This is a genomic window from Enterobacter sp. Acro-832, assembly GCF_011752745.1.
Classification (GTDB): Bacteria; Pseudomonadota; Gammaproteobacteria; order Enterobacterales; family Enterobacteriaceae; genus Enterobacter; species Enterobacter quasiroggenkampii.
In genome coordinates this window covers 310,211-322,605 of sequence record NZ_VWWX01000001.1, presented here as the reverse complement: position 1 = coordinate 322,605, position 12,395 = coordinate 310,211, and the positions used below count along the sequence as shown (strand labels likewise).

Below are 12,395 nucleotides of genomic sequence, written 5' to 3'. Positions count from 1 at the left end.
GAGGCGTAATGAGCGAACGATTTCGTGATGTATCACCGGAAGATGCCGAACTTCAGCCCATTATCGAGGGGCTGTTCGGGGAATATGCGGCCCGCTACGGGGACTACTTCTCTAAAGACGCTGAAGTGGAGCTCACCGAGTGGTATCTGGCGCCGCAGGGGCTGTTTATCGTCCTGGAGCGCGACGGGAAGATTATCGCCACCGGCGCGTACAAACCGTTCGACGAACGCACCGCGGAAATCAAACGTATCTGGACGGGCAAAACCCTGCGTCAGCAGGGGCTTGCCGGGCGCGTGGTACAGGAGCTGGAGCGCAGGGCGGTGCTGGCAGGGTACAGTCAAATCTACCTGACAACCGGTTTTCGCCAGCCGGAAGCGGTCAGGCTCTATCTTAGCCAGGGCTATCAGCCGCAGTTCGATCTGAACCGCGATCCGGAAGAGTATAGCCAGCCGCCGTTTGACGGTCGGCTGCGTTTCACCAAAACGCTGGTACGTGAAGCGTTCAGTAAAACCGCATGAGGAACGACGATGAGCAACGTTGAAACCATTAAGGTGGTCCCGGCGCGTTATCCGCTGCGGGCCGTCGGCGCCGCGGTGGCGCTGTTTGTCCTGGCGGTCGTGATTCAGTCCGTAGCCTTTAACCCGCGCTGGGAGTGGGCGGTGTTCGCCCGCTGGTTCTTCGACCCGGTGATCCTCGAAGGTGTCGGGCAGACCCTGCTGCTGACGCTGATCGGTACCGCGCTGAGCGTGGTGTTTGGCGGCATGCTGGCGCTGGCGAGACTCTCGTCATCCTGGCTGCTGAGCAGCCTGGCGTGGGCGTACATCTGGCTGTTTCGGTCGCTGCCGCTGATCGTCGTGCTGATTATTCTGTACAACTTTTCCTATCTCTACGACACGCTCTCGCTCGGCGTGCCGTTTACCGGTATTACCTGGGGCAGTTTTGAAACCATCAACGTGCTGGGGCAGTTCTCTACCGCCGTGGTGGGGCTAACGCTGGTGCAGAGCGCCTATACCGCCGAGATCATTCGCGGTGGTTTCCTCGGGGTCGATCACGGGCAGTATGAGGCCGCCGCCGCGCTCGGTCTGCCGGCCTGGCGCCGCACGGTGCGCATCATTTTGCCTCAGGCGCTGCGTACCATTCTGCCGTCGGGGTTCAATGAAATCATCAGCCTCGCCAAAGGCACAGCGATGGTGTACGTCCTGGCAATGCCGGAGCTGTTCTATACCATCCAGATGATCTACAACCGCACGCAGGAGGTGATCCCGCTGCTGATGGTCGGTGCCGCCTGGTACCTGGCGATCACCACCGTCCTGTCCGCTATCCAGTACGGTGTTGAACGCGCACTTGCCCGCAGCGAACGCCGCTCTGCGGTTAATCAGAACCGTGCCGCCCGTCGTACCCGTTCTGTCACCACCACGCCAGCACAGGAGCCTATCCATGCAAGCCTCTCCTGAAGGACATATCTCGATTACCGGCGTCAGCAAATATTTTGGACGCCATAAGGCGCTCGACAACGTGTCGCTTGAGATCCCACCGGGATCCGTGACGGTCATCCTCGGGCCGTCCGGGTCGGGAAAATCGACGCTGCTGCGCACCATAAACCACCTGGAACGCGTCGACGAAGGCTTTATTCAGATCGACGGGGACTACATTGGCTACCGTCGTCAGGGCGACAAGCTCTACGAGCTGAAGGAGAAAGAGATCCTCAAACAGCGCGTCAACGTGGGCTATGTGTTTCAGAACTTCAATCTCTTTCCCCATCTCACGGTGCTGGAAAACCTGATTGAGGCGCCCATCGCGCATAAAAAGCTCAGCAAAAAAGAGGCGGTGGAAAGAGCGTACAGCCTGCTGGACGTGGTCGGGCTGCGGGACAAAGCCGATGCCTGGTCTCGCCATCTCTCCGGCGGCCAGCAGCAACGCATTGCGATTGCCCGCGCGCTGGCGTTACGTCCCCGCGTGATGCTGTTTGATGAACCCACCTCGGCGCTGGATCCGGAGCTGGTAGGGGAAGTGCTGGACGTAATCAAAAAACTGGCCCGGTCCGGCACTACGCTGGTGGTGGTCACTCACGAGATCGGCTTTGCCCGGGAAGTGGCGGATCAGGTGGTGTTTATGGTCGACGGAAAAATCGTGGAACAGGGCAGCAGCGACGCGGTGTTGAACCGCCCGTCGCACGCGCGAACGCGCCAGTTCCTGTCAAAAGTGCTGTAAGGAGCGCAGATGAAATATGGACTTCTGGCAGGACTGCTTTTTACGACGGCAAGCCACGCCAGCATCGATCTGAAAGCCAACGAGCAGCCGCTGCCGGTGACGGTGGATCGGCAGGCCGTGGCGAAGATCCCCGCCGGTTATAAATTCGTTGAGCCAGGTACGCTGACGGTTGCCGTCTCGATGCTGAACTCCCCGCCGCTGGCGCTGCTGGCCAGCGATAACCGCACGCGGATCGGCAGCGACCCGGATATTGCCCGTCTGCTGGCGGGCAGCCTGGGGCTGAAGCTAAAGCTGGTGCCGACGGCGTGGGAAGACTGGCCGCTGGGGATCGCTTCCGGGCGCTACGACGTGGCGCTGGTGAACATTGCGGTGACCGAACAGCGTAAAGAGAAGTTTGATTTTGCGACCTACCGCGTCGATTCGCTGGCATTTTCGGTGAAATCCACCAGCGAGATTCAGTCAATCAAAAGCGCGGAAGATCTGGCCGGGAAAAGGGTGATTGTCGGCTCGGGTACCAATCAGGAGCGCATCCTGCTGGGCTGGAACGAAGAGAATAAAAAGGCGGGGCGGGCGCCTGCGCTGCCGGTCTATCTTCACGACGATGCCTCGGGCAATCTCTATATCCAGTCCGGCAGGGCGGATGTGTTCTTTGGCCCCCAGTCGGTTTCAGCTTACAAAGTGGCGCTCACCGGCAAAACCCGCGTGGTCGGTTTAGGGCCGAAGAAAGCTTATGTTGCCACCACGACCAAAAAAGGCAATCAACTGGTTTATGCCTTGCAGGCCGCGCTGAACGGTGCGATTGAGCGCGGAGAGTACCAGAAGGTGCTGGCGCGCTGGGGCGAGCAGGGCGAAGCGGTGGCGCAATCGGAGGTCAACCCGCCTGGGATAACATACTAATGGTGCTCTACACTTAGGATTTCACTCCTGAGGGGGCAACATGATTAAACTTTATGGCGTACCCGGCTGGGGCTCGGCAATCAGTGAGGTGATGCTGACCCTGGCTGATCTCCCTTATCAATTCATCAACGTGGACGGGTTTGACCAGCCCGGTCCGCAGCGTGAGTTGCTGCACAAGCTCAATCCGCTGTGCCAGGTGCCGACGCTGGAGCTGGAAAATGGCGCCATCATGACCGAAACGGCGGCGATTGCCCTGATGGTGCTCGACCGGTGTCCCGATCTCGCCCCGCCCGTGGGGCAGGCTGAACGTCAGCAGTTTCAGCGTTTACTCATCTGGTTCGTAGCCAACGTCTATCCTACGTTTACCTATGCAGACTATCCCGAACGCTGGGTGCCGGATGCGCCGGAACAGCTGCAGAAAAACTGCATCGAATACCGAAAATCCCTCTATTTGTGGTTCGAAAGCCAGCTTAAGGCTGCCCCGTTTGCGCTGGGGGAACGGCTGACGCTGCTGGATGTGTATATTGCGGTAGCGCGCACCTGGGGGCCCCGTCACGCCTGGTTTGCCGAGAACACCCCTAAATTCACGGCGATTGCGGACGCCGTATGCCAGCGACCGGAACTGCACAAGGTGTTAAAGGCAAACAATATTATCTGATAACGTGGAACACTCATTCACAACCGGAAGCCTGTACATGCCACACGTAGATATCAAATGTTTTCCCCGTGATTTGAACGACGAACAAAAAGCTGCCCTGGCGGCAGATATTGCCGACGTGATTATTCGCCATTTCAACAGCAAAGACAGTTCCGTGTCGGTGGCGTTGAAGCAGATCGCGCCTGAAGACTGGAAGGCGCAGGTCTGGGATACCGAAATTGGACCGAAGCTGGAGGAGCTTATTAAGAAGCCCGGGTATTCGATGTAATATCTTCTGCCGGGGAGCGAATAAATCCTCCCCGGTTTGTTTTCCCGTTTTCGCAAAAATCGATAAAAATGCGTTTTGTCTTATCCGCTACACTTAACGTTTCTGGCTGACTTTTTATTCATCCTTAGGAAAGATCTTCAACAGAATCAATTAAGGACAGACACGTTAAAGGATAATTTTCTGATGACAAAATTACCCCGTTTTTCATTCGCCTTTCTTCATCCCCGTTACTGGCTAAGCTGGGCCGGCATTGCGGCTCTGTGGCTCATCATGCTGCTCCCTTATCCGCTTTTGTTCAGAATCGGTCATGGCCTGGGGCGACTGGCGATGCGCTTACTTCCTCGCCGCGTCGAGATTGCCCGCCGCAACCTGGAACTTTGTTTCCCGGAGATGAAAAAGGATGAACGCGAGTCATTGCTGCAGCGTAATTTTGAATCGGTAGGAATGGGGGTGATTGAAACCGGAATGGCATGGTTCTGGCCTGCGTGGCGGGTGAAGAAATGCTTTACCGTGCAGGGGTATGAGCACATGGAAAAGGCGAGGGCGCAGGGAAAAGGCGTGGTGCTGGTGGGGATGCATTTTCTGACGCTTGAGCTGGGCGCGCGGATATTTGGCATGCTCAACCCCGGTATCGGGGTGTATCGCCCTAATAACAATGCTCTGCTGGACTGGCTTCAAACGCGCGGACGTCTGCGTTCCAACAAAACCATGCTCGATCGCCATGATTTAAAGGGCATGATCCGCGCGCTGAAGCAGAATGAAATTTTGTGGTACGCCCCGGACCACGACTATGGCAAAACCAACAGCGTGTTTGTGCCGTTCTTTGCGGTGCCGGATGCCGCAACGACGGCGGGCAGCTATATGCTGGTCAAAAGCGCTAAGCCAGCCGTCATCCCCTTTGTGCCGCGTCGCAGGGCGGATGGCACCGGTTACGAGCTGATTATTCTGGAGGATATCAGTGAGGCGTTGCAGGGCGGCGATAAAGAAGCCGTGGCGACGCAGATGAACAGGGCAATTGAGCAGGCCGTACGCATGGCCCCAGAGCAGTATATGTGGCTGCACCGTCGCTTCAAAACGCGTCCTGAAGGGGTACCTGATCGGTATGCCCGTCTGAAACAGGCGGCAACTCGGGGTGATAATCTCTCCGCCAGCGATTTTTCTGACCGCTCAGGCATACATCACTAACACCACAGCGATGCCCTCACCGCAGGGTGAGGGCATGACCGGCGCTACAGCGCGGATCGGCGGTACGGCGCATAGTCCGCCTGCCACCAGGTCTTCTCGATACGCGCCAGCAGGGTTTCATCATCTAACGATGGCGCTATGCCTTGTTCAATGGCGACCCGGGCGACGGCAACGGCAATCTGGCGTGAGACCTTTTCAATCTGATCTACCGGCGGCAGCAATCCTCCTCTTTCTGTGGTCACCAGTGGAGACTGGGCGGCCAGGCTGCGGCTTGCTGCCATCAGCATCTCTTCCGTCACCCGGCGCGCGTTACAGGCCAGCACGCCCAGTCCCAGGCCCGGGAAGATATAGGCGTTGTTACACTGGGCAATCTCGTATTGCGCGTTCTCCCAGAATACCGGCGCGAACGGGCTGCCGGTGGCCACCAGCGCGGCCCCCTGGGTCCAGGCGATAAGATCCTGCGGCTGGGCCTCCGCCCGCGACGTTGGGTTCGAGAGCGGCATGATAATCGGGCGCGGGCAGTGTCGATGCATCTCTTTGACGATCTCTTCGCTGAACAGCCCCGGCTGACCTGAAACGCCGATCATCACCGTTGGATGTGCGTTCTTCACCACATCCAGCAGGGAAATATTCTTCGCGTCTACCTGCCAGCGGCTTACGGCGTCGCGCGCGGTAAGCAGGTTTTTCTGGAAATCGAGCAGGTTGGTCATGTCGTCGGTCAGCAGGCCGAAGCGATCGACCATAAAGATCCGGCTGCGGGCTTCGGACTCGGTCAGGCCGTCATCGACCATCAGCGCCACAATTTTTTCAGCGATCCCGCATCCCGCAGAGCCGCTGCCGAGGAAGACCACGCGCTGATCGCGAATGCGCGTGCCCGCTGCGTGGGCCGCTGCGATCAGCGTCCCCGCGGTGACGGCTGCCGTGCCCTGGATATCATCATTGAAGCAGCACAGCTGATCGCGGTAGCGCTGGAGTAGTCGGGTGGCATTTTTCTGTGCAAAGTCTTCAAACTGCAGGAGAACGTTGGGCCAGCGCGCTTTAACCGTGCTGATAAACATATCCATAAATTCAGCGTATTGATCGTCGCTGATGCGCGGATGACGCCAGCCCATGTACATCGGGTCGTCGAGGTGTTGCTGATTATTGGTGCCGACATCCAGCATAATCGGGAGGGTGGAGGCCGGATGGATCCCTCCGCAGGCGGTATAGAGTGACAGCTTACCAATTGGAATGCCCATACCGCCGATACCCTGGTCGCCGAGCCCTAAAATGCGCTCTCCGTCCGTTACCACAATCACCCGAACGTCGTTGCGCGAGAAACTTTGCAGCATCTCATCAATACGATGGCGGTTAGGCCATGAAATAAACAAGCCGCGCGCGCGGCGATAAATCGTGGAGAAATGCTCGCAGGCTTCACCCACCGTCGGGGTATAGATAATCGGTAACGTCTCTTTCAGATGCGAACGCAAGAGGTTGTAAAAGAGAGTTTCATTGGTGTCCTGAATATTGCGCAAATAAACATGACGGGAAATATCGCTTTTAAAATGGCAGAACTGCACCCAGGCGCGCTCGGTTTGCTCTTCAATGGTTTCAACGTTATGTGGCAATAATCCATGTAGATTAAAATTATCCCGTTCTTCTTTAATAAAGGCGAGGCCTTTATTTAATAACGGATTCTCCAGCAGTACGGCGCCATTATAGGGCGTGTATAGAACGTCTTTACGAGACATGGTCAACTCCTGAATATTTAAACGAAACAGAAATAAGACGAGCAGAAACAGTGACTTTAAGGATGATAAAGGCACGCAGTTTTCTGTGTTTTGTTGGGGGGCTAATTTAGCGCTTAGCTAACGGAGCAGGAGTGACAAGGTTCACATTCTTTCTGGTTTTATTAATTTCAAAAGAATTGCATTGAATGTTATGAATAACTTTAGTTACATAATAATGAATTAAATTATTTAAAAGGAAAGGGCTATTGTGTTCACATTTCTCTTTGGCGGCCCATGTTAATTTCACGCTGAGCCTGTTTTTAGAAAAGGCCACCAAAGTCTTTATTTTCTCTTTAAGAACATTTATTCGAATCAGGAATAGTTTTTCGTTTATTCCGTTCTCTGCATATCCGAACACAAATTTCAGGTGATTATATGAAAGATAATCCTGTACCGACTTCTGAGCTGTCGACCTCGCGTTTCGCCTTTGGGCTCAACAATACCGAGGTTGGCGCAGTCCCGTTGATGCTGTTCGTGGGGATTGCCGCGATTGTGGCGACGTCCGCCTGGGCAGGGCTGTTACCGAAAAATATGATAGGCGGACTGGCGGTCATCATGACCCTTGGCTTTGCGTTTGCCAAAGTGGGGCGTCAAATCCCCGTGCTGAAGGACATCGGCGGCCCGGCGATCCTGTGTCTGATGGTGCCTTCCGTGCTGGTCTATTTTGGCGCATTCGGAAAACAAACCCTTGATACGGTGCATCTGCTGATGAAGGAGGCGAATCTGCTCTATTTCGTCATCGCCTGCCTGGTGGTCGGCAGTATTCTGGGGATGAACCGGGTGCTGCTGATCCAGGGAATGATGCGCATGTTTGTTCCGCTGGTGGCGGGGACATTGATGGCCGTGCTGAGCGGGCTTATTGTGGGAACGCTGTTTGGGTATACGCCTTACCACACCTTCTTCTTTATCATTGTCCCTATCATTGGCGGCGGAATTGGCGAGGGGATTTTGCCCCTGTCTCTGGCCTATTCGGCAATCCTGGGGCAGACGCCGGACGTCTACGTGGCGCAGCTGGCTCCCGCTGCGGTCGTCGGAAATATCTTCGCCATTATTTGTGCGGGCTCGCTGGCGCGTCTCGGGACGAAACGTCCTGCGCTTTCGGGAAATGGCATGCTCACGCGGAGTAAAGACGACGCCAGCCTGTTTGCCGGGGCGCAAAGCGCACAGCAGACGGATTTTCATCTGATGGGCGGCGGATTGCTGATGGTGTGCGCGTTTTTCATCGTCGGAGGCTTGTTTGAAAAACTGGTCCACATTCCCGGCCCGGTGCTGATGATCCTGATTGCCGTCCTGTGTAAATACTTCAGGGTGATCCCGGCCTCAATGGAGCAGGGGGCGCACAGCTGCTATAAATTCGTTTCGGCTGCGCTGGTCTGGCCGCTGATGATCGGCCTCGGGATGCTATACGTGCCGCTTGAGAGCGTGGTGTCGGTCTTCTCGGTGGGCTATGTAGTGGTATGCGGATCGGTGGTGATTGCGATGGCGCTGAGCGGCTACGTGATTGCGTCGCGTCTGAATATGTATCCGGTGGAAGCGGCGATTGTAACCTGCTGCCACAGTGGGCTGGGCGGTACGGGAGATGTGGCCATTCTGTCCGCCTCCAACCGCATGTCGCTCATGCCGTTCGCGCAGATTGCGACGCGTATCGGCGGTGCTTCGACGGTCATTTTCGCCACGCTGCTGATGGGCTGGGTTATGGCGCACTGATTCGAAACCTCAGGATACTGAATCGCAACGACATTTACAGCGTGTCGCTGCGGTTCAGTCCTTTATAAAACTCACCGCGCTGTATAGAATTACCGCAGCCACAGCGACGGGATACCACACGATGACCGGAAGAGTTGATTATCAGATTGAAAAATATCTCCTGACCGAAGCCGCCGAACCGGAGCGCCTGACGCGCCAGTGGGCGGAGGTGCTGGAGGAGTGCCGTGAGCAACAGTCCGGTGCGGAGGATCGTCTGCGTCTCGCGTTGCTTAATGTGGATTACGTCACCAGCTTCGAGCTGCCCTTCAGGCTGCTTCTCACCCGCGCGCCCCAGCTGATTGACGCTGTCAGAAAAGAGCTTCAGCTCAGTCAGAAAAATGTTCTGTTTAACGGCAAGCGCTTTGGCTGCGTCTACAGCCTTAAACGGGATCTGGACGGCATACCTGACGAGTTTACCTATCACCTGAAGACGCGTATCCAGCGCAGTGACGCCACGGGTGCGACGGAAGCGTCTTACCGGCAAATTGCCCAGCAGGTGAAAGCGCCAAAAGAGCGCCTCAAACTGGCGCTGGAAAACGGGCTGTCTGTGACCGCGCTCGACGGGCTTTTCTGGTTTGGCATTCAGCGCATCGCGGCTGATGTACAACGGTTACGCAAAACAGGGATGCGGATCGTGACGTCCAACGCCGAGGTGTTCGATACGCTCACCAAAACAACCCGGCAGGTCCCGGTCTATCGCCTGGAAGGGACAGAAGTTACTTAACCTGCAGCAGTATCGCCATCAGCCCCGGAAAGCGGGTATCCAGATCGTCTCGTCGCAATGAAATCATGTTTTCGCGTCCCTGCGGACGCTGCCAGATGACCCCGCTGTCGCGCAATACGCGCCAGTGATGGGTCATCGTGGACTTCACCACATCCTCCGGGCGCAGCGCGTTGCAGCTGAGTTCGCTGCCATCGGCCAGCCGGCGAATAATCGATAGCCGGAGCGGGTTGCCGAGGGCAAAGAGCACATTTTCCAGCAGTATTTGTTCAGTTTCAGGGTGGTTAGGGATCATCGTTTTCCTGCGTATGGCGTCAGATTGAGCTATATCAACAATAGGTCAACCCTTAAAAAATAGTTCGATAATACTCGTACAATAGGACTATTATAGCAAACGAACGAATACACGACCATCCTGGTCGTCACAAACATGTCACAGTGACTAAGGAAATATCATGCCCCGACCCATCCCTCTCGAACGTTATCGCAACATCGGTATCTCCGCGCATATCGATGCCGGTAAAACCACCACCACTGAGCGCATCCTGTTTTATACCGGGATGAGCCACAAGCTGGGTGAAGTACACGATGGCGCGGCAACCACTGACTGGATGGCGCAGGAGCAAGAGCGCGGGATCACCATTACGTCCGCGGCGGTTAGCTGCTTCTGGCCAGGCATGGACAGAGGCTATGAACCGCACCGGATCAACATCATCGACACCCCGGGGCACGTGGACTTCACCATTGAGGTGGAGCGTTCCATGCGCGTACTCGACGGTGCCGTGATGGTGTATGACTCCGTGGGCGGCGTGCAGCCGCAGTCGGAAACCGTCTGGCGTCAGGCCAATAAATATCACGTTCCGCGTCTGGCCTTCGTCAACAAGATGGACCGTCCGGGTGCCGATTTCTTCCGCGTCGTGCGAATGATGCAGGAACGCCTGAAGGCCAATCCGGTGCCGATTGTCATCCCGGTGGGGGCCGAAGATCACTTCACCGGCGTGGTGGATCTGATCAAGATGCGCACCATTCTGTGGGACGACGCGACGCAGGGCATGGTGTTTACCTATGCCCCCGTGCCGGACGATTTGGTCAGTACCGCCCAGGAATGGCGGGAAAAAATGGTCTCTGCGGCGGCGGAAGCCAGCGATGAACTGATGGACAAATACCTGGAAACCGGCGACCTGACGGAAGCGGAAATTATCAAAGGGCTACGTATTCGCACCATTTCGGGCGAAATCCAGCCGATGCTGTGCGGCAGCGCGTTCAAAAACAAAGGCGTACAGCGCATGCTCGATGCGGTGATTGAGCTTATGCCGTCGCCGCTGGACGTGCCGGCCATTGATGGCGTGGATGAAAAAGGGCAGCACGCGGAGCGTCACCCGAGTGATGATGAGCCGTTCTCGGCTTTGGCGTTCAAGTTGATGAGCGACCCGTACGTCGGACAACTGACCTTTATCCGCGTGTACTCTGGCGTGCTGCGCAAAGGCGACGCGGTGTATAACCCGGTGAAAGGCAAGAAAGAGCGCATCGGGCGTATCGTGCTGATGCATGCCAACGATCGCCACGAGGTGGACGAACTGCGCGCCGGGGATATCGCGGCCTGCGTCGGGCTGAAAGACGTGACCACCGGTGACACGCTCACCGATCCGAACGCCGTCATTACGCTTGAGCGCATGGAGTTCCCGGATCCGGTGATTTCGCTGGCGATTGAGCCGAAAACCAAAGGCGATCAGGAGAAAATGGGCATTGCGCTGCAGCGCCTGGCGGCGGAAGACCCGTCTTTCCGCCTGCACACTGACGAGGAGTCCGGCCAGACCATTATCTCCGGTATGGGTGAGTTGCACCTAGAGATTATCGTCGACCGCATGAAGCGTGAGTTTGGCGTCGAAGCAAATATCGGTCGTCCGCAGGTGACCTACCGTGAAACCCTGCGTAAAACGGTGAAGGACATCGAAGGCAAATTTGTCCGACAGTCCGGCGGTAAAGGCCAGTACGGCCATGTGGTGCTGAGCCTGGAGCCGCTGGAGCCCGGAAGTGGTTTTAAATTTGAAGATGCCACGAAGGGCGGCGTGGTGCCGCGTGAGTATATTCCGTCCGTTGAGAAAGGGCTGCGGGAAGCGATGAACAGCGGCGTGCTGGCGGGCTATCCGGTCGTCGATGTAAAAGCGACGCTGACGTTTGGCTCGTATCACGACGTCGACTCCTCGGAGATGGCCTTCCGCATGGCGGCGATCCTCGGCTTTAAAGAGGGGGCCCGCAGGGCGGATCCGGTGATTCTTGAGCCGATCATGCATGTGGAGGTGGAAACACCGGAAGAGTACGCCGGTAACATCATGGGCGATCTCTCTTCCCGACGCGGCATGGTGCAGGGGATGGCAGAGCAGTACGGCAGCCAGATTATCCGCGCCGACGTACCGCTGGCAGAGATGTTTGGTTATGCCACGACATTGCGTTCGATGTCCCAAGGACGCGCGACGTATACGATGGAGTTCCATCATTTTGCGGAAGCCCCGCGGAATGTTGCGGATGAGATTATTTCACGGCGTGCGAAGTAATACGTTCACCCTCTCCCTTGAGGGTGTACAAGGGAGAGGGCTGGGGTGAGGGGGAACATACCGCTATGGTGGTCATTCCGTTCACTTCATGTTCCTTGCTACTCTGAAACGACAATACCTGTGAACGTGCCAGGGCGGCTCAATCGCCGCCGCCCTGGCAACCCGGGCTCCCGGCGGTAAATCGCCGCTTCGCGGTGCCCTCGGCTTATTCCTTCCGGCTTATCGGGGACGGGCGGAGGTAACGTCCCTGTAAAGCCCGCCCTCTCGGCGCATCCCTGCGCCTCGCCCCGGCCTGCAGGAAACACCTCAGCGATTTACAGCCGGACCTGGGCATCGCTGTAAGTTATTCATTTCTATGAAGCAACATTCATTGTTTTGGATAAAA

General features: G+C 56.6%; 12 protein-coding genes. 10 read left to right on the top strand and 2 right to left on the bottom strand.

The window, feature by feature from the left end:
- The first annotated feature begins 8 nt into the window (after window positions 1-8).
- The 7 genes from F3J31_RS01450 (at window position 9) to F3J31_RS01420 (ending at window position 5,219) form a co-directional block, all read left to right on the top strand.
- On the top strand, window positions 9-518 hold the full coding sequence (locus F3J31_RS01450) for a GNAT family N-acetyltransferase (protein WP_167210881.1): 510 nt from the start codon (window positions 9-11) through the stop codon (window positions 516-518).
- Between the two features lie 9 nt (window positions 519-527).
- Window positions 528-1,454, top strand: a complete 927-nt coding sequence (locus F3J31_RS01445; RefSeq protein ID WP_023327573.1) for an amino acid ABC transporter permease — start codon at window positions 528-530, stop codon at window positions 1,452-1,454.
- On the top strand, window positions 1,438-2,211 hold the full coding sequence (locus F3J31_RS01440; protein WP_023292311.1) for an amino acid ABC transporter ATP-binding protein: 774 nt from the start codon (window positions 1,438-1,440) through the stop codon (window positions 2,209-2,211). The genes F3J31_RS01445 and F3J31_RS01440 overlap by 17 nt, the downstream gene beginning before the upstream one ends.
- Window positions 2,212-2,220: 9 nt before the next feature.
- Window positions 2,221-3,108: an ABC transporter substrate-binding protein gene (locus tag F3J31_RS01435; protein ID WP_167210878.1), complete on the top strand. Its 888-nt coding sequence runs from the start codon at window positions 2,221-2,223 to the stop codon at window positions 3,106-3,108.
- Window positions 3,109-3,148: 40 nt separating this feature from the next.
- Complete coding sequence (locus F3J31_RS01430; protein WP_167210875.1) at window positions 3,149-3,766, top strand: glutathione S-transferase family protein; 618 nt, start codon at window positions 3,149-3,151, stop codon at window positions 3,764-3,766.
- Between the two features lie 37 nt (window positions 3,767-3,803).
- Window positions 3,804-4,034 carry a tautomerase PptA gene (gene pptA / locus F3J31_RS01425; protein WP_008501760.1) on the top strand — a complete coding sequence of 77 codons (231 nt, stop codon included), beginning with the start codon at window positions 3,804-3,806 and terminating at the stop codon, window positions 4,032-4,034.
- 183 nt (window positions 4,035-4,217) lie between these two features.
- Window positions 4,218-5,219 carry a Kdo(2)-lipid IV(A) acyltransferase gene (locus tag F3J31_RS01420; RefSeq protein WP_069719157.1) on the top strand — a complete coding sequence of 334 codons (1,002 nt, stop codon included), beginning with the start codon at window positions 4,218-4,220 and terminating at the stop codon, window positions 5,217-5,219.
- A gap of 44 nt (window positions 5,220-5,263) precedes the next feature.
- Here F3J31_RS01420 and F3J31_RS01415 read toward each other — a convergent pair whose 3' ends face one another.
- Window positions 5,264-6,949, bottom strand: coding sequence for an NAD-dependent malic enzyme (locus F3J31_RS01415; RefSeq protein WP_167210872.1), 1,686 nt, complete (start codon window positions 6,947-6,949; stop codon window positions 5,264-5,266).
- Window positions 6,950-7,363: 414 nt separating this feature from the next.
- Here F3J31_RS01415 and F3J31_RS01410 point away from each other — a divergent pair, with 414 nt between their 5' ends.
- The gene (locus tag F3J31_RS01410) at window positions 7,364-8,695 is read left to right on the top strand and encodes a 2-hydroxycarboxylate transporter family protein (protein ID WP_048029843.1); all 1,332 of its coding nucleotides are present in this window, start codon (window positions 7,364-7,366) and stop codon (window positions 8,693-8,695) included.
- 121 nt (window positions 8,696-8,816) lie between these two features.
- Window positions 8,817-9,458 (top strand): helix-turn-helix domain-containing protein, encoded by a 642-nt coding sequence (locus F3J31_RS01405; RefSeq protein WP_045908811.1) that lies wholly within the window; start codon window positions 8,817-8,819, stop codon window positions 9,456-9,458.
- Here F3J31_RS01405 and F3J31_RS01400 read toward each other — a convergent pair.
- Complete coding sequence (locus tag F3J31_RS01400) at window positions 9,451-9,750, bottom strand: helix-turn-helix domain-containing protein (protein WP_008501755.1); 300 nt, start codon at window positions 9,748-9,750, stop codon at window positions 9,451-9,453. The genes F3J31_RS01405 and F3J31_RS01400 overlap by 8 nt on opposite strands.
- 160 nt (window positions 9,751-9,910) lie before the next feature.
- Here F3J31_RS01400 and fusA point away from each other — a divergent pair, with 160 nt between their 5' ends.
- A complete protein-coding gene (gene fusA / locus F3J31_RS01395) occupies window positions 9,911-12,010 on the top strand; it encodes an elongation factor G (RefSeq protein ID WP_039262847.1) in 2,100 nt (699 codons plus the stop codon).
- The last annotated feature ends 385 nt before the right edge of the window (window positions 12,011-12,395 follow it).